We start from the raw sequence: 19824 nt of genomic DNA on the forward strand, positions 1-19824 counted from the left end.
CCTCTCGGGCCAACAGTCATGGCTACTCCTGCTCTCGTCACACACCACCTGACTCACAACCAGCCTGACGCAGAGGGACCCGACTGGAAGTGAGAGAGGAACGCTCAAAACCGGACAGGAAGTGAGAGAGCATCGGGGAAGACAGAAACGCTCCCCTGCTGGGAGATCCCAGGCAGAGGAGCATTTCTGGGCAAGTGCTACTTACGGAATACCTGGACGATCGACGGCCGGGGAGCCCGCGCCGCACCAGCGGCAGGCGTGGCTCCGGCGTCTACGTAGTCCGGGAAGAACGAGTGCTGGTCCGCGAACGTACCTTCCTCGCCCGGGTGCTGGACCGCTACGAAAACGGTCCGCTCGTCGTCGTGGATGATCGGACCACAAGTCTCAGCGTCGCGCGGAACAGCGAGGAACTGCTCCACCTTTCCGCGTTCGCGCCCTTCGAGGGTGACCTTGAACAGCCCATCTGCGTAGCCGATAGAGGACGGTGCGCCATCGGTGGAGATCCAGAGGTTGCCCACGGAGTCGAAGGCCACGTTGTCGGGGCAGGAGATGGGAGAAACCTTCTCCGCGGGGAACCCTGAGAAGTAGGTGGACGTGTTCTTGGCCGGGTCACCGGCTACCAGCAGCAGCGTCCAGTTGAACTTGGTGCCCGTCTGATCCGGCCCTTCGGTGATTTCCACGATGTGGCCGTCACGGTTCTGCGTCCGAGGGTTGACTTCGGTGGCGCCTTCCTTGCCGGTCTTGCCGCGGTCCGAGTTGTTGGTGCAGGCCACGTAAACCTTGCCGGTGAGCAGGTTGGGCTGGACGTCTTCGCAACGGTCCATCTTGGTGGGCCCAACCTTGTCAGCGGCAAGACGGGTGTAGACCAGGACTTCAGCAACAGACATGCCGGGAACTGCCGAGACGCCACCCACCACCAACGGCAACCACTCACCGGTGCCGTCAAAGGCACCATCGGCCGGAACCTTGCCCGTGCCGTCAATCTCAGCAGCTGGGGAGTCCCCCGTGAAGCGGGCAACATAGAGGTCGCCTTCGGAAAGGAGGCTCATGTTGTTCTTACGGGCCTCCGCTGAGTCGCCCGGCTGGTATTTGCCCTTGGAGACGAACTTGTAGAGGTAATCGAAGCGCTCGTCGTCACCCATGTACGCCACCACTTGGCCGGACGGGGCGACGATCACGTTGGCACCCTCATGCTTGAAACGGCCCATGGCGGAGTGTTTCTTCGGAGTGGAAGTGGGGTCGAAGGGGTCAACTTCCACGATCCAGCCGAAGCGGTTGGTCTCATTGGCGTAACCGGCGTTGCGGGTATCGAAGCGGGGCTCGTCGAGTTCCCACTGGCGCGTGGTCGGCTTCGCAGATATGCCGTAGCGCTTGTCGCTATCGCTGGTGCCCGGAGCGGCGAAGTAGCCGTTGAAGTTCTCTTCGCCGGAGAGAATGGTTCCCCACGGGGTGGTACCGCCGGAGCAGTTGCCCAAGGTTCCCTTGATCCAGCGACCCGCGGGGTCGTCGATGGTCTTGACCAGGTTTGTACCGGCAGCGGGGCCGGTCAGTTCGTAGACGGTGTCGGTGAGGAAGCGGCGGTTCAGAGGGGCTGCCTGAACGTAGTTCCACGGCTTGTTCTTGTTCTTCCGCTCGAGCTCTACAACGGTCAGGCCGTGACCGGCTCGGCCGATTGCGCGGGCTTCGGCGGCGTCAAAACCTGCCGGCAGCATGATGTTCTCGTTCGTGTACTCGTGGTTGGTGAACAGCACTGCACGGCGGTCCTTGGAATCGGGAACCGGGATGATGTCCGTGTAGTCGTTGTTGTAGCCAAATTGGCGTGCTTGGGCAGCAGCCGTCTGCGCATTAAGGTCGAAGGCTGGCGAATCAGCGAAGAGGGGATCGCCCCAGCGGATGATGGGCTTCCAGTCGTAGCCCTCTGGAACCGTGAAAGCGTCAACAGCGGCGTCAACAGGCTTGATGGCTGTGAACTGGAGCTTGGACTTCGCGAAGCCCTTCTTAGCTGCGTCCGACAATCCGTTGCCAGCATCGGCAACTGCAGTGTCAGAACCGGTTATGGCACCACCAAGAACGACGGCGAGAGCACCGGCGGCGCCAAGCCCCAGGGCGGCGCGGCGGCTCATTGCCGTTGAGGCGATGTCGCGGAAGTAGCCGTTGGAGCTCGTGTTGCAAACATCGCCGGCACAGGCGTTGTCGCATTTGAGAGCGCACGTGACGGCACTGCGTTTGCCTTTGGTGTGGCCGAACATGGGCAGCAGCGGGAACGTGCGTCCGGTGGTATCAGACATGAGGGGACCTTCCAGAGAATGTACGAGGTTCCCGCTGAGCCTTTCAGCGCAATCCGAATCCGAGAGGACTCTCTGGTTAAGTTTCGGTGAACAGGTCTTCTTGGGAGGAAGCGAGCGCCGAATGTACGCGTCGCAGCCTCTCCAGCCACCAGTCGCGACGTTCCGCCGAAGCGGCATGCTGCTCCAGCAGCCCAGCATCGGCGACGGCTTCGCGAAGGCGAATGGCGCCGTCGTCGGCTACCAAGGGATCCAGGGTGACGTCCGAGGCGAAGAGCGAAACGGTGCCAAGCCCACAGGCGTACGGCAGCGAAGGTAGCGCGGCTGCGAGCGCCAGACCGGCGCGGATACCAATGGAGGTATCCAAGGCGGAACTGACGACGGCGGGAAGGCCGGCTTGGGCGACGATGTCCAGGGCACGTGCCACACCCCCAAGCGGCGCTACCTTGACGACGATCAAGTCCGCAGCTCCAGCCCTCGCGACGCGAAGGGGGTCGGATTCTTTCCGAACGCTTTCATCGGCGGCTATGAGGACGGGCGCTCCCGCGGAGGCAAGGCGACGGCGCACCTCAGCTAAGCCCTCAATGTCCGGGACCGGTTGCTCTGCATATTCAAGTCCGACAACTGACAATTTGCCCAGCGCCTCTACGGCTTGGACGACATCCCAGCCGCCGTTCGCATCGACGCGGATGGCCGCGTCCGGGAGGGCATCGCGCACGGCGGTGACCCTTGCAAGGTCCTCGGCAAGGGATTGCCCACGTTCAGCAACCTTGATCTTGACGGCATCCACCCGGCCGAACCGGGCAAGTACTTCCGGGACACGTTCTGCAGCGACCGCAGGAACCGTAGCGTTCACGGGAATGCTGTCCCGAAGCGCTGGAGGGAACCCAACCCAGCCCCCTTCCAAGGCGGCAGAGAGCCAGCGCGAGGATTCGGCGTCGTCGTATTCCGGAAAGGGGCAGAATTCGCCCCAACCCAGCGGCCCTTTCAGGAGGAGTGTTTCCCGCTCCATGATGCCGCGGAACTTCACGCGCATGGGCAGTGAGACGACGTGGGCGTTGTCGAGGAGTTCTTCGAGCGACGGCAGAGGCGACGGTAAATCAGTAAGGCGAGCAGGCATATTGCCACTGTACCGGCGGCTCCTGGCGTCAAAGGCTGGCCAATCACGCTATGTGGACAACCCGGACATTCCAGGAATCCGTACACTGGGTTCCATGGCTTGCCGTATCAGCGAACTGGTCCTCCACTGTGCCGATCCCGAAGTGCTCGCGCGGTTCTGGAGCGACGTCCTCGGTTACGTCGAACTCGACCGGGAAGATGGCGCGATCGAGATCGGCCCTCCGGACGTGGGGTTCGGCGGCCTCCAGCCCACCATCATCCTGAGTCCCAGCAGCGACCCGCGGACTGGAAGGCTCCCCTTGCACATCGACGTCAATCCGGTCGACAGGGACCAGGAAGCCGAGCTGGAACGTTTGCTCTCCCTCGGCGCCCGTCCTGCTGACATCGGGCAGACCGGGAACGAGCAATGGCACGTCCTGGCAGACCCGGAGGGCAACGAGTTTTGCCTCCTGCGTAAGCGGCTTGAGCCCTGATCCCATAACCGGACGACGTTAGTCGGACCAGTACTTGCGAACCCTCCCGAGCGCCTGACCTAACTGTTCGGCGGATATCACCACTGAGCTTTCGGGCAATCCGATCGCATCCCATTTGGCGATGAGCCGTGTGTCTCCTTCGAGCGGCAGTGGCCAGAGCCAGTAACGTCCGGTGGACTCCACCTGTTCTCCACTCGCGCTGCTTCCTCCGCCACCGAGGACAGTCAGCACCGGCCCGGTCACATCCTCTTGGTCTCCTTCAAATGTCGGACCGTTATGGGCTGCAATGGCCCGGCGGCCATCCGCAAGCGCAACACCTATCCTGAGCCCGGAGTCGATTTCCAAGCCGGTGCGGGGATAATTGAGGGCTTGGTCAGCAGCGTCCCTCCACTCGCGTTCCGATTCGTTGCTGCGTCGCATGCTCCACACAAGATTCAGGACGCAGCCCGTAGAGAAAACTTCCACGGATTTCAGCGCCATCACCAACTGGGGACGAGAGTGGATGAACTCACCGATGTGGACCACGCCGGGTAACTCGTCCGACGGCGGTCCGGCCCAGCCTGGCCGCAATGGCTGGGGCTGACGTGGCCTTTCCGGAGGTTCGGGGAGGTCGTCGAAGAAGCTCATGCTCCAATCCTTACACCGTGGCAAAGAATTACGGGAGGACCCGCTGACGACTGGGAGGAAGCAACCGCGATATCCTCTGATTCACGACTCAACACGGGGGCAATATGACGCAAGCAGCAAACGGATCATCGACGCCGGCGGGCTGGTACCCGGATCCGTCCGAACCGCGGCAGATGCGCTGGTGGGACGGGTTCCAGTGGACACCACATCTTGCGCCTGCCACCGCGCAGTTCATGCCGCTCCAGCGTGTCCTGATCAGCAACGCAACCCCGGTTTACAACCCGTTCATTTGGGCCATGTTGATCCTGCCTTTGCTCTCTTTGGGGCTGTTGCTGACCTGGCAGCCAAATTTCCACTACATCACCACCCGGCAGGGCGCAACGACGTTTGACCCTACGTCCATCTATACGCCCGGCTACTTCATGCTTCAGATCTCGGGCTTCCTCATCTGGGCTTTATGCGTGCTCTGCGCGTACTTCGATTACCAGCGCCTAGCCCGTTCAGGGGTAATTCGTCCGTTCCACTGGGCGTGGTGCTTCCTGAGCCCAACCGTGTACATCATTGGCCGAACGGTCATCGTCCGTAAAGTGGCGCCCGGCCGAGGCATGGCCCCCATCTGGGCAATGATTGGGACGATCGTATTGTCATTCATCGTGGTGGGCATTTGGACGGCAACCCTGATGTCGTCCCTCTACTCGCAAGTCGGATACTCGGTCAACGCGTAAGTTCTGCGGCACGGTCCATAGGGCGGTGATCACTTCGGAGTCCGGCATTGCAGCCCACGTCCTCACACGCGTTAGGTAGAATGCTGACAAATGAAGGATGGAAGGACCTCCCGATGAACCGCAAGGCCACTGCACTGGACGTCGCCAAAAGGGCGGGGGTGTCCAGGAGTGCGGTCTCGCTGGTGCTCAATGGCCGCGGCGACGGCAACGTGGCCAAGGAGAGCCAGGACCGGATCCGTTTGGCCGCACAGGAACTCAACTACTCCCCCAACGCGATCGCGCTCAGCCTGCGGAATCAGCGCTCCCGGGTGATCGGCATCGTGTCTGACGAAGTTGTGGTCAGCCCCTTCGACGGCAACATCATCGGCGGCGCGGACGATGTCGCCCGCAGCCGTGGTTTCGTCACCGTGGTCATGGACACCGAGCTCGATGCCGCCCGGGATGCGAGCGCAATCGAAACCCTCCTGGACCGGCAAGTGGACGGGCTCATGTACGTGACCGTGGGTTTGAAGCCCCTCGACGTTCCCCACGGCATGCTGCGGGTCCCGTCAGTCCTGGCCAATTGCTACGACAGCAGCCCCAAACCTCAACTTCATCACGTCATCCCGGACGAAATCACCGGCGGCAGGGACGCTACCGAGCACCTGCTGCAGTTGGGGCATCGGGACATCGCCTTGCTCGCGGGCGCTGAGGGTTCCCCGGCCGCTCCCCTGCGCGTTGAGGGCTACCGGGATGCGTACGCCGCCGCTGGCCTGTCGGTTCGCGCGGACCGGATCACCATGGCGGGTTGGGACATCGACGCCGGTTTCCACGGCGCCATGAAACTGCTCGACGGCGTGTCCCCGGCTGAGCGGCCCACGGCCATCATGTGCGCGAATGACCGCCTGGCAATCGGTGTTGCCTTGGCCGCCGCCCGATTGGGCCTCAGCATTCCGGCGGATCTCTCGGTGATGGGTTACGACGACGAAGCACGCATCGCCGACACCATGGTCCCCGCCCTGACCACCATGGCCTTGCCGCTGCGTGAAATCGGACGCGCGGCCATGACGACGCTTCTTGACTCGATCGAGGGCGTTTCCGGCACGGACACTGCCGAAACTAGCGTGGAAACGATGGTTCCCTGCCGTCTGGTTATCCGGGAATCAACCGGCCCTGCGCCAACACGCTGAGCACGCTGAACCGCTGGGCAACCCCGTTGCTGACCCGCTATCTCGTTGTTGGGCAACAACGGAATAGCGGGCTTACGACGTCCTAGCTCCAAACGCACGACGTCGGCCTGCCGCCTACTCGGGGAGCTTCAACTCCCACACGTCGGCAGTTGCGCCGTCGGGCAGGGTGAGCTGCCATTCCTCGCCGGCCGCAGGGTACGCGCGAAGCGTCGTCGCGACCGAACCCGTGCGGTAGACCTCCACGAGGGAAGCATCGATGAAGATCCGGAGCTCCTCCCCCGGAGCCAACGAACCCGAATAGACCACTTGCCTGTTGCCGACGGAATCGCCATCTGCACTTGAAGCAAGCACCAGCTCCACATCGCCGGAAGACACGCCACTAGAGGGCACAGCACCAGCAGGCACAGCACCACCCCTCACGAGCACCTCGGCAAACGCGGGCACCACCACCGAACCGGCAGCACCCGCAACCACGGCAGCATCCGCATCCAAGGCAGCACCCGCAGCCACAGCAGCACCCCTGTATGCCAACACCTCGGGAGCCGGGGAAACAGCCAGTGCCCCGTCAACCAAGGACAGAACGCGAGGATGTGTCAGCACGCCGGCCCATCCGGCGTCGTCGATTTCCTCCTGGGTGCGGCCACGGCGACCGTCGCGTCCGGGACCTTCGTTGGCCCACCCCCACAACAATGCAGCAGGCGAAGAATCAGCCGAACCATAAGTGAGCTGCACGATCTGCGGGGCATAGAAGTCGCGTCCAAGATCGGATTTCCCACCGGAGGACGGCACAAACACAGGCAAGCCCGTCGCGGGGTCCGAGGAAAGGGAACCGATCAGGTGCCCAACCCCGTTGGCGTGCTCGTGGTCGTCGCCGGATAACCAAAGCGAGAACATCATCACCCAGGCAGAACCAGAGGAAGCACCAGAAGCAGGCACCTCTACCAGCTGCGGGCACTCCCAAATCTCGGCCGGCGTGTGAACAGCAGCCACTGGGTCAGCAGAGGTGAACCAGATGCCTTGGTACTTCCAGTCGTTCATGTCCTCCACTGTGTACAGGAGCAACGCGGCGCGCCCATCAGCTAGACCAGCTCCCTGGATGGCATATCGAGCACCGTTGAAGCGGAAGAGGAAGGGATCGCGCACTGCCGTGACCAGAGGATCGGAGGGCATGGAGGCTGCAACATGGCCGTCCTGCTCCCACGTCACCAAGTCCGAGGAACCGCGGGCAATCACTACCTGCGAATGCCCTCCATGATCGCGAACGCCCGAGTAAGCTGCGGTCGGAACGCCACCATCAGAGGCCACCACGCCGGTCCAGCAGCCCGCGGAATCGGGACCGCCGGCCTGAGGCGAAAGTGCGACGGGGTGTTCTTCCCAATGGACCAAATCCGCAGAACTCACGTGTCCCCATTGGATCTGCGAGTGTCGGGCCGATTCCGGGTTGTACTGGAAGAAGACGTGGTACCGGCCGTTGATGTAGCTGATGCCGTTGGGATCGTTGATCCAACCTTGGGCCGGACGGGGGTGGAATCGCGGGAAGGCCGGATCCGGGTGCGTCGAAGCAGACAACAGAGAATCAAAAAGTGCAAGGTCCGTCACTGGAACCCTTTCAATGGGAGAAGCTACTTGCCCGTTCCAGCGGTGAGTCCGTCCTGCAGTGCGCGCTGGCCGAACATGAACACCACCAGCGCGGGAATCATGGAGAGGACGACGCCTGCCAGCACCACGGAGATGCTTCCGGTGCCGAGGTTGCCCTGCAGCGACACCAGCCCCAGGGGCAGGGTGAAGTTCTGCTCGGAGATGGTCATGATGAGTGGCCTGAAGAACTCGTTCCAGTGGAAGTTGAACGCCAGGATGCCCACGATCGCCAGGCCGGGCACAGCCAGCGGTGCGTACACGGATCGGAAGGTGCGCCACGGCGAGGCGCCGTCGATCGCAGCCGCTTCAGCGAGCTCACCCGGCAACCCCAGGAAATACTGGCGCATCAGGAAGGTGCCGAACGCCGTCGGGATGGCCGGAATGATCAAGGCGAGCAGCGTGTCCGAGAGTCCGACGCCGCGGATCAACATGAAGACCGGCACGATCGTCACCTGTGCGGGCACCATCATGGTGGCCAGGACGATGGAGAACAGGGCGCCCCGTCCCCTAAAACGAAGGTGCGCGAATGCGTAACCGGCAAGTGCTGCTGTGACCATCTGCCCGACGGCGATCAGTCCGGTCACCAGGGCACTGTTCAGTACTAGCAGCACGATGTTGAGTTGCTTGAACACCTGCTGATAGGACGTGAGGTCCGGGTTCAGGGGCAGGAATGCCGGCGGCAGTTTGAAGGATTCCGACGGCGGCCGCAGCGAGGTGGATAGCGTCCAGAGAACGGGGCCCAGGACAAAGACGGCCGCGATCAGCAAGGCGGCGATGCGTCCGGCAACTGACCAGTCGCGCTTCTTGCGCGTAACCACAGGCGCCGTGGTTTCAACACGTTCTGAAATGAGGGTCATGGCGGGCCTTACTGGTAGAAGACGAATCGTTTGCTGAGCCGGAACTGTGCGGCTGTGATGGCCATGATGATGAGCGTCAGGATCACGCCGATCGCCGAGGCCTGGCCGAATTCGAGGCGTTGGAACGCGGATTCAAAGATGACCATGACGGCGGTACGCGTTGAGTCGCCGGGCCCGCCCCGCGTGAGCACGTAGGGCTGATCGAATACTTGCAGCGCGTTGATGATGGCCATCACGGATGCCACCAAGGTGGTGGGGCTCAGCAGCGGCAACGTCACGTAGAAATGCTTGCGCCAGCCGGTGGCGCCATCGATCGATGCGGCTTCGTACGTCTCCACCGGGATCGAGGCCAACCCACCGATGAACAGCAGGAATGAGAACCCGAAGTTCTGCCACACGTACACAAGAATGACGACGGCGGCCGAACCACCTGGCGTCGTCAGCCACGGCACCGCTGGGATGCCGACGAGCGAGAGCAACCAGTTCACCACGCCGAACTGCTCGTTGAAGAGATAGCGCATGAAGATGGACACCGAAGCTGCGGACAGGATCAGTGGGAAGAAGAAGGCGGAGCGGAAGAACACCCTCAGCCAGGCAGGAAGCTTTTCCTGCACCATGATCGCCAGGCCTAGGGCGAGTCCCAGCTGGAGGGCTACGGCCACGATGACGAACACGATGGTGTTAAGGAACGAGACACGGACGGTCGGGTCCTGGACTACCTCGGCGAAGTTGTCGAAGCCCACGAACGTCGGCGCGGAGATGATGTCCCAGCGGAAGAAGGCGAGCGCCACGGACGCGACGATCGGCAGCAGGGTGAAGATGCCCATGCCCACGATGGTCGGGGCAAGGAAAGCCCATGGCAGCCAGCGTTGCTGGACGCGGCCACGCTTGGAGGGTTGGCTGTGCTTGTGCGTGACCTGACGGCCGCCCGGCTTCCTCCCGGTCCCGGTGGGGGTACTGGTTGCGGTGCTCATGGCTGCCTCCTCAGGGCCAGTTCGAGATCGCGCTGCATTGATTCGAGGGCCTGCTTGAGCTGGCGCTCGTCCCCGCTGACAGCGAGGGATACGTTTTTCATGAGGGCCGTTTCGACGGCGGCCTGCTGGGGTGGTGCCGGAATGGGACCTGTGGTGGGGAACTTATCCAGGGTTTCGTAGAAGACCTTCCAGTTCCGTGGACCGGTGCCCGCGTAGAGTTCTTCGTTGACCATGGAACGGCGTGCCGGGGTGGTGTTCGGGGTGGGGAACACGATCTGCATGGCTTCCTTGCTGGAGCTGAACTTCACCCATTCCCAGGCTGCGTCCTTGTCCTTGGCGGTCTTCATGATCGCGTAGCCGGCCGTACCGAACTGGTGCCGCTGGGTCCGCCACTTCGGGAAGAACTGGACGTCGAATCCGTCCTCAGTCATCCCCGCTTCGTGGAGGCCTTGTACCCAGTAGCCGCCCGCCGGCGTCGTACCTATCCTGTTGGAGGCGAACAGACCGATCAGTGCACTGCCGCCGCCTTCCTCAGGCCGGACACCCAGTCCGTCCTTGACCAGACCACGGAGGTAGTCGAAGGATTCGAAGACCCGGGGATCGTCAGCGTTGGGTTCGAGCCACTGGTAACCGCCGGAGCGGAGGCTGCGCGAGGGGTCGTTGGCGTAGAAACCATCCCAGAGCCATTCGCCTCCGGTGGACTTGGTTTCTTTGAGGAAGCTCGTGTCGTTTGCGTAGAGCCATGGCACTACTCCGCCGAAGAGACGGTTGGTCCAGTAGTACGGCGTGAAGTCCTGGGGCTTGACCTTCTTCATCGCAGCGAGGGTGCTGCGGAAGTCCAGGTGCGTCCAGTCGTCGGCGGGGCGATCCAAGCCGGCCTGACGGAATGACGCGGTGTTGTAGTACATGTTGGCGGCATTCCAGTCGATGGGGAGCTGAAAGAGGCTGCCTTTGTACATGAAGGCTTCCACCAAGCTGGGGTGAACGTCCTCGAAGTACTCCTTCATGTGGTCGGCGTCGCGGCGAAGGTACTCGTCCAGCGGATGCGCCAGTTTCTCGGCGAACAGCTGGGCACCTTCTGTGGCCACGTACACAACGTCCGGCGGCGTGCCTGCTGCCACCATGGTGAGGATCTTGGTGAAGAAGTCCTTCCAGTCCACGGCCTGGATGGCTTGAACCTTGACCTTGATCTCTGGGTGGACCTTGGCGAAGGCGTCAATTACCTTCTGGCGGGCCGCGGCGTCGGCGGCGGTGCCCATGATGGCGATGCTGAGGCTGTTGTCTCCCCGGCCTGGAATATCCATCGCGGTCAATCGCGGCCACGACGCCGCTGTTGCTCCGACTATCCCAGCACCGAGGGCTGTGAGGGCGGTCCTGCGTGTGAATTGTCGCAAAGCCCCATTGGTTCCCGGCATTCTGAATTTCCCTTCCTAACACGTGTTAGGAACTGTAGACCCGCCACCTAACACGTGTCAAGCGTCACAGGAAAGTTGCAGCGAGCTCACCAGCACTCTCCGGTCCTATCGGGAGCAATAGCCGCGTCATGATTCTTCGCCAAAGCATTATCCAGTTGAGTTAGGTTAGGTTTACCTTGTTACATAGTCTTTCGTGACTACCCATCCGGACGTGGCCCGAATCTCGTTCGCCACCAACCTGGCGTCCTTCGGCGACCGCACCGCCATCAGAGCCGGCCACGGCTCCATCAGCTACCGCGACCTGGCCGCGCGCGTAGAGGATATGGCACGCCAACTCGGCCCTGGGCGCCGCCTGATTGCCCTTGAAGCCGACAACACCTTGCCGTCCCTGACGGTGTATCTCGCAGCCCTGGCATCGGGCAATCCACTGCTGATCCTGCCCGCTGGCGGTGGGAAAGCAGCCGAAACTCTCATTGCCGCTTACGATCCAGACATCATTGCGCGGTCCTCCGACGGCGAGCCTGTCCTGGACGTGCGCCGCCACGAGACAGCACACCAACTGCACCCGGATCTGGCACTTTTGGTCAGCACTTCAGGGTCTACTGGCTCGCCGAAACTCGTCCGACTTTCCGCGGATTCCATCCAAGCGAACGCAGCGGCAATCGCGCAATACCTGCACCTGCGTCCCAGCGATACTGCCGTCACAACACTTCCCCTCTCCTACTGCTATGGGATGAGCGTGGTGAACAGCCACTTGTTGGTGGGTGCATCCCTGGCGCTGACAGAGCTCTCCGTTGTGGACCCATGTTTTTGGGACTTGGTCCGCGCTGAGGGCGTCACGTCGTTCGCCGCCGTCCCCTACACCTTCGAGCTTCTGGACCGTGTGGGATTCGAGCACATGGACGTTCCCAGCCTGCGCTACATCACCCAAGCTGGAGGTCGTCTTGCTCCCGAGCGCGTCCGATCCTATGCAGAGTTGGGCCGCAAACGGGGTTGGGACCTTTTCGTCATGTACGGGCAGACCGAAGCCACCGCCCGCATGGCTTACTTGCCACCGGACCTGGCAGCGGAGCATCCGCATGCCATTGGCGTCGCGATCCCCGGCGGAGAATTCCGGCTCGAACCAGTGCCGGGGCTGGATGACTGGGAGCTCGTCTACACCGGGCCAAACGTCATGCTGGGGTACGCCGAGAAACCCGAAGATCTGGCCCTGGGCCGGGAAATTACCGAACTCCACACCGGCGACCTCGCCCGGCTCGGTCCTGATGAACTCTATGAGATTGTGGGCAGGCGCAGCCGCTTCGTGAAGATCGTTGGGCTCCGCGTTGACCTGGGACGTGTTGAGCGGCTCCTTGCAGATCTTGGCCTGATCGCAGCTGCCGCTGGTTCAGACGACGTCGTGGTTGTGGCCGTGGAAGGACACCACGATCTTGCCTTGGTCGCCAAGAGCCTTGCGCAGGCTCTGGGTGTCCCCCGCGCGGCCGTCCAACTGCATTCGGTACCAGCCATTCCACGGCTGGGCAACGGGAAGCCTGACTATCCGGCCATCCTCGCGTTGTCTGCGCAGCCGGAGCCCCTGTGTGCGGAGACGGAGCCCCTGTCTTCGGAGACGGAGCGCCACCCCGGGTCAGAATCCACTCCGGGGACAGAGACTGTGCTTGAGATTTTCGCAGAGGTCCTGGAACAGCCAGACATCACCGAGACCGACAGCTTCGTTTCCCTTGGCGGAGATTCACTCTCCTATGTGGCGGCGTCGGTACGGCTTGAGCGTGCACTTGGCCGCATCCCGCAAGGGTGGCACCTGATGCCCATTTGCGAGCTTATCCCCGCACCCGAAGCCGCAACCCATCCAGCACATGAAGATGCGCGCGCCACTGGCAGGAAATTTCTCCGGAATTGGCGCGGGAAGTTGTCAGCACGTATGGAAACCGGGATCGTGCTGCGCGCGGTCGCCATCATTTTCATCGTCGCCACTCACATCAAGTTCTTCTCCTGGGAAGGCACCGCCCACGTGCTGATGGCGGTTGCCGGCTACAACTTTGCCCGCTTCCAACTGACGGGATCCCGGCGCGAACGGCTCCGGAGGCAAATGCGTGCCGTCACGCGGATCGTCGTACCCAGCGTCCTGGTGATCGGCGTCGCGTTCGCCGTCACTGACGACTACGGCTGGCACAACGTGTTCTTGTTGAACTCAATCGTTGGTCCCCAAGGGGGGACGGATATGTCCCGCTTCTGGTTCGTTGAAGTGCTGGTGCACATCCTGATCGGGTTGGCTCTGCTGCTGGCCATACCCGCGGTGGACCGCGCGGCACGCAGATGGCCGTGGGCGTTTCCACTCGCGTTGGCCGGCGTCGACCTCCTGCAGCGCTTCGACATCATCGAGCTGCCCTACCCTGGCCAAGGGCCTGTCCTGTGGCTGTTCGCTTTCGGATGGGCTGCGGCTGTATCGCGGCAGTGGTGGCAACGCGCCGCTATGACCGCGTTCGCCCTACTGACGATTCCTGGGTCCTTCAGCAACGAATACCGCAGCGCCACCATCCTGGTAGGTTTCCTCATCCTCCTCTGGATTCCTACCTTGCCCGTGCCCCGCGGCCTTCACCGCATCACGGCTCTTCTGGCCAGCTCGTCACTGTATATCTACGTCACGCACTGGCTGGTGTACCCGCTCTTTGAACAGACCCACAAAGGGCTGGCCGTCGCGGCATCATTGTTGGTGGGCGTGGCCTACTGGGCCACCGCGACGCGCGCCATGGGCAGCATCGAGCGGTGGCTTCGTAACCGACAAAAGCGGAGCCACTTCAATTCCCCCGACCCGCGGCCGGACAGGATTTCAGTGCTGGATGCGAGGGTGCCGCATCGATCGCGTTCTCGCGGATGAGTGCGAGAAGACCGGCCGAGCGCCCGAAAACGCCCGTGCGTGACCGTCACGGCGGCCCCTCCGGTTCGCGGAGGACCCATCTTCCCGCCGAGAATGCGACGGAGCCAACAGCGCCAGCGGCACAATGGTTATCCCCAACCAGACAATCACAGCCAGCAACGCCAGCATCAGGCCTGTAGTAGGTTCCATAGGTTAAGAATAGGCTGATTTGCCCTTGACCATAAGGCGCCTTATTGGTAGGTGCGCCGCGCCGGAGGCATCTTTCACATGAGCCTTCCAGCGAACTGTGGCAGTCTTGATTCAATGAGTTCCCAGCAGTCCCGCCCCATCGCGATGTCCCCTGACCGGTCAGCACAAGGTCGCAAGCCCGGCATCGGTACAGGACTGCTTTTCGGCTTGGGTACCCTTGCCAGCATCCTGGGGTTGGTTGTCACGTACTACTTCTTCGTGCGAACCACCATGGGTCAGTTCATCGACGAGTCGGCATTGGTTGAGGCCACTGAACTGAGCGGCTCTGCGGGCAGGGCGTCTACAAAGTTCCTGGATATGCTGCCCATTCTGTCCCTGGCAATCGCTATCATCGTGGTGCTCTTCGTGACCGTTGCGCGCCGCCGTTGGACTGCGGCCGGAATTGCCGTGGCCGCATGTATCGCCGCCAACCTGGCTACCCAGGTGCTCAAGTTCTTCATCCCGGACAGGCCCGATCGCGGCGTTCAAACACTTGAACTCAACTCACTCCCCTCCGGCCACACAACATTGGCAGCGTCCGCTGCTACGGCGGTCTTCCTGATGGTCTCGCCCCGCTGGCGGCCCCTGGCGGCGTTCCTTGGCAGCACCTTCGCAGTTGCCACTGGAGTTTCGACACTCATCAACCAATGGCACCGGCCCTCCGATGTCGTAGCCGCCTTCCTCGTAGTGGGCGCCGTCATGCTTCCTGCCGGATGGCTGATCCTCCGCGGCGGCAGTGACTGGAATGTTTGGAAAGGCTACGGCGAGCACTGGGCAGCGTCGCGCTTCTGGGTATGGTTGACCGCCATTGCCTTGCTCCTGGCAGCTGTCGTGGCCGGCTACTCACTGCTCCAGGTCATGCCGGGGCTCAGCGCCGACAGCACTGTGGACTACTTCTGGGCCGGCACTGCATTCATTGTGGTCGCTGGCTACCTTTCCGCGCTGGGCGGGACATGGCTGTTCGGCCTGGCGGCCAGGAAGCGCTAAGGACCGGAGATTTAGGGCTCGACGGCGGCAGCTTACTTCCGCTCGATGCGCCGGGCCTGTGTGCGGATGAACTCCCGGTCCTCTTCCGTCAGCAAGGTGCCTCCGTGCCCGTCGACAGGGCTATCCTCACCCGTCTCATGGTTGAGGATGGCCGTCTGGGTGCGCGGGATGATCATGCTTCCCGGATTATCGATGAGCCATTGCTGCGTTTCCGGTGAAAGTTGATCCCAGAATTCCTTGATGTGCATGGTAATCAGCGCCGCCCCTTCAATGTTTGAGTAAATTCCCGCACTGCCAGATTCCCTTAATGCCTCAAGCATATTTTTACAAGATTACAAACATCTTTACGGATTATTTCCAAACTGCAACATCTTCGGTTTCAAGCCCCGAAAAGCTTGATCCAACCTTGAGCCAGCGCCGCATGGAGCCTTGATCTGAGACCGCGACAGTAATCGCAAGGCAGAAGCCACAACAACACGAAAGAAGGTCTCACCGTGAAAAACACAACAATGCTTAAAGGCGCAGCGGCCGTTGCACTTGGTGGAGCGCTGCTCCTGGGTGGCGGAGGAACACTGGCTTGGTGGAATGCTTCGGATTCCGCCGCAGCAGGCACCATTGTGGCTGGCGACTTGAATGTCCAGGCAGCAACCGGCGTTTGGACCGACCGCGCAGGCAACCCTGTCAACATCGGCACATACTTGGTGGTTCCCGGCGATCTCCTGACCTACACACAGGATCTGGACATCACCCTCACGGGCGACAAGATGGCCGCCAACCTCGTCGCCACCAACACCGATGCGGGCGCAGGATTCGATCCCGCCAACGTCACCGTCACCTCGCCCAAGCTGACTGACGCTGATGGGGACGTCATCGCCAACCCCCTCACTACTTCACAGCACGTCACGGCCAGCATCACCTTCGAATTCAAGTCCAGCACCTCAACCCGCACGGACGTGAACGCCAGCAGGAATCTGGGCAACGTGTCGTTCACGCTGACACAGGTGCAGCAGTCCGGCCTCCAGTAGTCCTTACCCCGCAACAATTCAACAGGAGTGTCAATGGGAATCCCCAGGAGCATCAAGACGGCTGGCCTTATGGTCGCTGCCGTACTCCTGGGGCTCATGGCCGTTCAGGGTACGTACGCACTCTGGTCTGCTAACGCCGTTGCCCAGCCGGGCACGATCAAAGCATCCAGTTTTACGGTCAACCTGACAGGAAACCCTTCAGGGTCCTCGATGCCCATGACCGTCAATGACCAAGCGACAACGTTGGCACTGACCACGGCACAGGCACCTCTGGCGGACTTGGTCCGCGGCAGCTCCGTCTATACGTCCATGGGAATCGGAAACGCCAGCGACGCCGGAGGGGTCTTCGACATCACCGTCACCGCTACGGCACCTACAGTCAGCAACGTGTCCGGCGGTACCTTGGGCGACTATCTCACTGTGAGTGCCGCCAGTGCGGCGTCGAGCACCGCATGCTCATCGGCAAGCGGCTATCAGCCTTTGGGCGGGGCAGGATTTACGACGCCGGCAATCGCCAAAGGTGCCACCGCCACACTCTGCTTCAAGGTGACCTTGGACGCTGCCGCGCCTTCCAGCGTTGAGGGCAGTTCCGTCTCAATCACTCTTCCGCTACACGCTCGTCAGAAATGTGGGGTTCCCAATGGTTGCGCCCAGTAGCCTGAAAGATCGCAATAGCCTTGATGAGCTACTGCTGGAAACAACGCCTGGCACCGAATCGTCCAGCACTCCTGCATTTGGTGAAACTGGCGCCGACGTGTCCGTCGCAGTCGAACTAGAAAACGCGGAACCGCAGGAATCCGAGCGGCTTTCCTCAGAACGTACTTCCAGCCGCCGGTTACTGGGCCGCATCGGCCGGGGACTCGGCGTCGTACTTCTTTCGCTCGCACTCCTGGCGGTCACGGTGCTGATCATGCTGCCGAAGGTGACCGGTTCGCAAACATATTCAGTGCTGACCAACTCCATGGCACCGAAGTACGCACCGGGTACGTTCCTGGTTTCGCAGGCGGCGGACTTTGACGAGCTGAAGCTCGGCGACGTGATTACGTACCAGATCGAATCTGGCAAGCCGGGTGTCATCACGCACAGGATTGTTGGTTTCGGATTCCTCCAGACGGGCGAGAAGACGCTCACCACCAAGGGCGACAACAACGACGTCGCGGATCCCCAGCCCGTTCGTGAAATCCAGGTTCGCGGTAAGTTGCTGTACGCCGTACCGTTCGTGGGGTTCGTCGCGAACGCCCTGGGCAACAGCGACCGCTCGCTGTGGTTGGCTGTGGGCGCCGTGGGTTTGATCGGCTACGGTGGGTTCACCATGCTCCGGGAAGTACGGAGCTCGCGAAAGGAAAGGCAGTCTGCGTGAAGCAGGGAACTGGCCCCTCGGCCAAAGCCTGGGCCGTTGGCCTTTTCTGCCTGACTGTATTAGTGGGCATCGGCGGAACGTCCGCATTCGGACTGTGGGAGCAGAGCTCCACCGCAACCATGACCGTAAGAGCCGCGGTTTCAACGCCTACCCCCACGCCTACCCCGACCGCAACACCCACGCCTGTCGGATTGACGTTGACCTGCACCCAGATAACTACAAGCACTGTCCGGATCAGCATCGCGGGTTTAAGCTCCCCGACAGCGATGACGGTCGGCGGCAAGATGAGTACCAGCAGCGTCTACGTTTCCATCCCGGTGGTGCCTCCGTCTGCAACTTTGGACTTGACGCCCAGCAGCCCCATCTTCCTCACCGGCGTTCTCGACGGCCACAACCCAGAAGTTGACGTTCAAGTGACGGCGTTGCAAAACACTGGGACCACGGCCACGGGCGAGCTACGTCGCTTGAAGCTCTCCGGCAATGGAAAATACCTGACCTGTCCGGTGTAGACCGGACCGACCTCGAGCCGGCGATAACCACCTGGTAGAAGTACCCATGGCCTTCACGGGACGCTTGATCTACGATTAATCTAATCGATGGAGTAAAGCCCAAGTTTCCCAGGAGCCCCATGTCTTCCACTTTTAGGTCCGGTCAGCGCCGCGGCACTCCCCGTTCCCTCGCGGGAGTTCCGGCCTCCCGCGACCTCGTGGTCGATCTGATCCGGGTCTCCTGCATGTTTGCCGTGGTCGCCGTCCATTTGCTCATGATGGGGATCAGCGTTGATGGCTCCGGGATCGGCGTCGGAAATCCTTTGACATCACTGAGCTGGTTCGCCCAAGGCACGTGGTTCGGTCAGGTCATGCCACTGTTCTTCGTCGTGGGTGGATTCGCTTCGCTCACCTCGTGGCGCAGTCTTCGGCGTAAGGGCGGGGATGCCGGCGACTACCTGCGTAACCGCGTCCTGCGACTGGTCCGCCCCACAGTTGCGTTGTATGCGTTCCTCGCGATTGCATTGTGGACCGCGACGGCGGCAGGTGTCCCTAGTGGCCTGCTGACAGTTATCGCTGCGGGCGCCGGGGTGCAGTTGTGGTTCCTTGCCGCCTACCTGATCTGTCAGGCAATGGTTCCCACGATGGCGAAATTTCACGAGGCAGCTCCTTACAGGACCGTCGCAGCGCTGGCCGCGGGCGCCGCCGTCGTCGATGTCCTGCGACTGGGGCTGGAACATAACCCGTGGGGTTTCGACTCGAACCCCATTGGCTTGGTGAACATGGTGTTCGTCTGGGGCTTGCTGCAGCAGTTCGGGTTCTTCTACGCCGATGGTTTCTTTAACCGGTTTGCCCGCTGGAAGCTCGTGGCGGCAGCAGTCGGCTGCTATGTCGCCCTGGTGCCGCTCACGCACGTCGGCCCCTATCCCGTGGACATGCTGACCAGCCAGAACCCGCCGATGTTCCCGCTGATCCTTGTAGGTCTGGCGCACGTCTTGCTTGTGAAGGCCGCGTATCCCCTGCTTCAGCGTGCTGTGCAGTTGGCATGGATTCAGAAAGTGATGTTCGTGGTGGGTAGCCGGGCGATGACTATCTATCTTTGGCACCTGCCGCTGATCATCGCCATGTTCGGGATCGCCTTGGTGCTTCGGCTTCCCTTCCCCGAGCCTGCCAGTACGGATTGGTGGCTGAGCCGGCCACTGTTCTACGTGGCAGCCTGGGTGCTCGTTCTGCTGGTGTCCACGCCCTTGGTCCGCTTGGAACTCGCGAGCACTGCGCTGGCGCCCGGTGCTGCGAGGCCGGCAATGTGGCGCATCGCAGTTGCTACGGCGCTGGCAATCATTCCGCCGTTCGTCGTGATGCGGACGGCATTGGATACCGCAAATGCAACGTGGGGATTGGTGCTGCTGGTGGTTGCCGTGGCGCTGGTGACGGGACGTCGTCCGGACAGGAAGTGGAAGACTCCCGTTGCCCTAGATCGCGTGGCTCAGGAGCGCGCGGCTTCCTGACCTACTTTCAGCTTTCGTCGGCTTGGAAACAGCCTGAATGGGTTGATTTGCGGCCTGACCAGCCTCAA

The 19824-nt window shown here is 61.9% G+C and carries 18 protein-coding genes; 10 read left to right on the top strand and 8 right to left on the bottom strand.

The annotated features are described in order from the left end of the window. Window positions 1–197: 197 nt before the first annotated feature. Complete coding sequence (locus ACFX4T_RS13380; protein ID WP_377652304.1) at window positions 198–2288, bottom strand: PhoX family protein; 2091 nt, start codon at window positions 2286–2288, stop codon at window positions 198–200. A gap of 76 nt (window positions 2289–2364) precedes the next feature. Beyond that, window positions 2365–3405, bottom strand: coding sequence for an o-succinylbenzoate synthase (locus ACFX4T_RS13385; protein ID WP_377652305.1), 1041 nt, complete (start codon window positions 3403–3405; stop codon window positions 2365–2367). A 94-nt stretch (window positions 3406–3499) separates the two neighbouring features. On the opposite strand from ACFX4T_RS13385, the gene ACFX4T_RS13390 reads away from it, so the two are divergent. After that, window positions 3500–3877 (top strand): VOC family protein, encoded by a 378-nt coding sequence (locus tag ACFX4T_RS13390; RefSeq protein ID WP_377652425.1) that lies wholly within the window; start codon window positions 3500–3502, stop codon window positions 3875–3877. A gap of 18 nt (window positions 3878–3895) precedes the next feature. On the opposite strand, the gene ACFX4T_RS13395 is transcribed toward ACFX4T_RS13390, so the two are convergent. Further along, a complete protein-coding gene (locus ACFX4T_RS13395) occupies window positions 3896–4504 on the bottom strand; it encodes a hypothetical protein (protein WP_377652306.1) in 609 nt (202 codons plus the stop codon). Between the two features lie 104 nt (window positions 4505–4608). Here ACFX4T_RS13395 and ACFX4T_RS13400 point away from each other — a divergent pair, with 104 nt between their 5' ends. Next, window positions 4609–5229 (top strand): DUF2510 domain-containing protein, encoded by a 621-nt coding sequence (locus ACFX4T_RS13400; protein WP_223946670.1) that lies wholly within the window; start codon window positions 4609–4611, stop codon window positions 5227–5229. A 113-nt stretch (window positions 5230–5342) separates the two neighbouring features. Further along, complete coding sequence (locus tag ACFX4T_RS13405) at window positions 5343–6398, top strand: LacI family DNA-binding transcriptional regulator (RefSeq protein WP_377652307.1); 1056 nt, start codon at window positions 5343–5345, stop codon at window positions 6396–6398. A 114-nt stretch (window positions 6399–6512) separates the two neighbouring features. On the opposite strand, the gene ACFX4T_RS13410 is transcribed toward ACFX4T_RS13405, so the two are convergent. From ACFX4T_RS13410 to ACFX4T_RS13425, 4 genes are read right to left on the bottom strand one after another with little or no spacing between them, the layout of a single operon-like run. After that, a complete protein-coding gene (locus tag ACFX4T_RS13410) occupies window positions 6513–7997 on the bottom strand; it encodes a glycoside hydrolase family 32 protein (RefSeq protein ID WP_377652308.1) in 1485 nt (494 codons plus the stop codon). A gap of 23 nt (window positions 7998–8020) precedes the next feature. Further along, entirely contained in the window at window positions 8021–8893 is an 873-nt protein-coding gene (locus ACFX4T_RS13415) for a carbohydrate ABC transporter permease (protein ID WP_377652309.1), read from the bottom strand. 8 nt (window positions 8894–8901) lie between these two features. Then, window positions 8902–9867: a carbohydrate ABC transporter permease gene (locus ACFX4T_RS13420; RefSeq protein ID WP_377652310.1), complete on the bottom strand. Its 966-nt coding sequence runs from the start codon at window positions 9865–9867 to the stop codon at window positions 8902–8904. Then, window positions 9864–11282: an ABC transporter substrate-binding protein gene (locus tag ACFX4T_RS13425; protein ID WP_377652311.1), complete on the bottom strand. Its 1419-nt coding sequence runs from the start codon at window positions 11280–11282 to the stop codon at window positions 9864–9866. Before ACFX4T_RS13425 ends, ACFX4T_RS13420 begins: the two co-directional genes overlap by 4 nt. A gap of 193 nt (window positions 11283–11475) precedes the next feature. Here ACFX4T_RS13425 and ACFX4T_RS13430 point away from each other — a divergent pair, with 193 nt between their 5' ends. Both ACFX4T_RS13430 and ACFX4T_RS13435 read left to right on the top strand, forming a co-directional pair. Continuing rightward, window positions 11476–14160 (top strand): AMP-binding protein, encoded by a 2685-nt coding sequence (locus ACFX4T_RS13430; RefSeq protein ID WP_377652312.1) that lies wholly within the window; start codon window positions 11476–11478, stop codon window positions 14158–14160. Window positions 14161–14463: 303 nt separating this feature from the next. Beyond that, window positions 14464–15375, top strand: a complete 912-nt coding sequence (locus ACFX4T_RS13435; RefSeq protein ID WP_223946677.1) for a phosphatase PAP2 family protein — start codon at window positions 14464–14466, stop codon at window positions 15373–15375. 32 nt (window positions 15376–15407) lie between these two features. On the opposite strand, the gene ACFX4T_RS13440 is transcribed toward ACFX4T_RS13435, so the two are convergent. Further along, window positions 15408–15623, bottom strand: a complete 216-nt coding sequence (locus ACFX4T_RS13440) for a hypothetical protein (RefSeq protein WP_377652313.1) — start codon at window positions 15621–15623, stop codon at window positions 15408–15410. Window positions 15624–15869: 246 nt separating this feature from the next. Between ACFX4T_RS13440 and ACFX4T_RS13445 the strand changes: the two genes are divergently transcribed. The 5 genes from ACFX4T_RS13445 to ACFX4T_RS13465 all read left to right on the top strand — a co-directional run bounded on the left by ACFX4T_RS13445 (window position 15870) and on the right by ACFX4T_RS13465 (window position 19756). Next, complete coding sequence (locus tag ACFX4T_RS13445; RefSeq protein ID WP_377652314.1) at window positions 15870–16400, top strand: alternate-type signal peptide domain-containing protein; 531 nt, start codon at window positions 15870–15872, stop codon at window positions 16398–16400. A gap of 33 nt (window positions 16401–16433) precedes the next feature. Beyond that, complete coding sequence (locus ACFX4T_RS13450; RefSeq protein ID WP_377652315.1) at window positions 16434–17057, top strand: SipW-dependent-type signal peptide-containing protein; 624 nt, start codon at window positions 16434–16436, stop codon at window positions 17055–17057. Beyond that, complete coding sequence (locus ACFX4T_RS13455) at window positions 17041–17760, top strand: signal peptidase I (protein ID WP_377652316.1); 720 nt, start codon at window positions 17041–17043, stop codon at window positions 17758–17760. Before ACFX4T_RS13450 ends, ACFX4T_RS13455 begins: the two co-directional genes overlap by 17 nt. Further along, entirely contained in the window at window positions 17757–18269 is a 513-nt protein-coding gene (locus ACFX4T_RS13460) for a hypothetical protein (RefSeq protein ID WP_377652317.1), read from the top strand. Before ACFX4T_RS13455 ends, ACFX4T_RS13460 begins: the two co-directional genes overlap by 4 nt. Before the next feature lie 119 nt (window positions 18270–18388). Continuing rightward, window positions 18389–19756 (top strand): acyltransferase, encoded by a 1368-nt coding sequence (locus ACFX4T_RS13465; RefSeq protein ID WP_377652318.1) that lies wholly within the window; start codon window positions 18389–18391, stop codon window positions 19754–19756. Window positions 19757–19824: the final 68 nt, after the last annotated feature.

The organism is Paenarthrobacter sp. YIM B13468, assembly GCF_042788025.1.
GTDB lineage: Bacteria > Actinomycetota > Actinomycetes > Actinomycetales > Micrococcaceae > Arthrobacter > Arthrobacter aromaticivorans.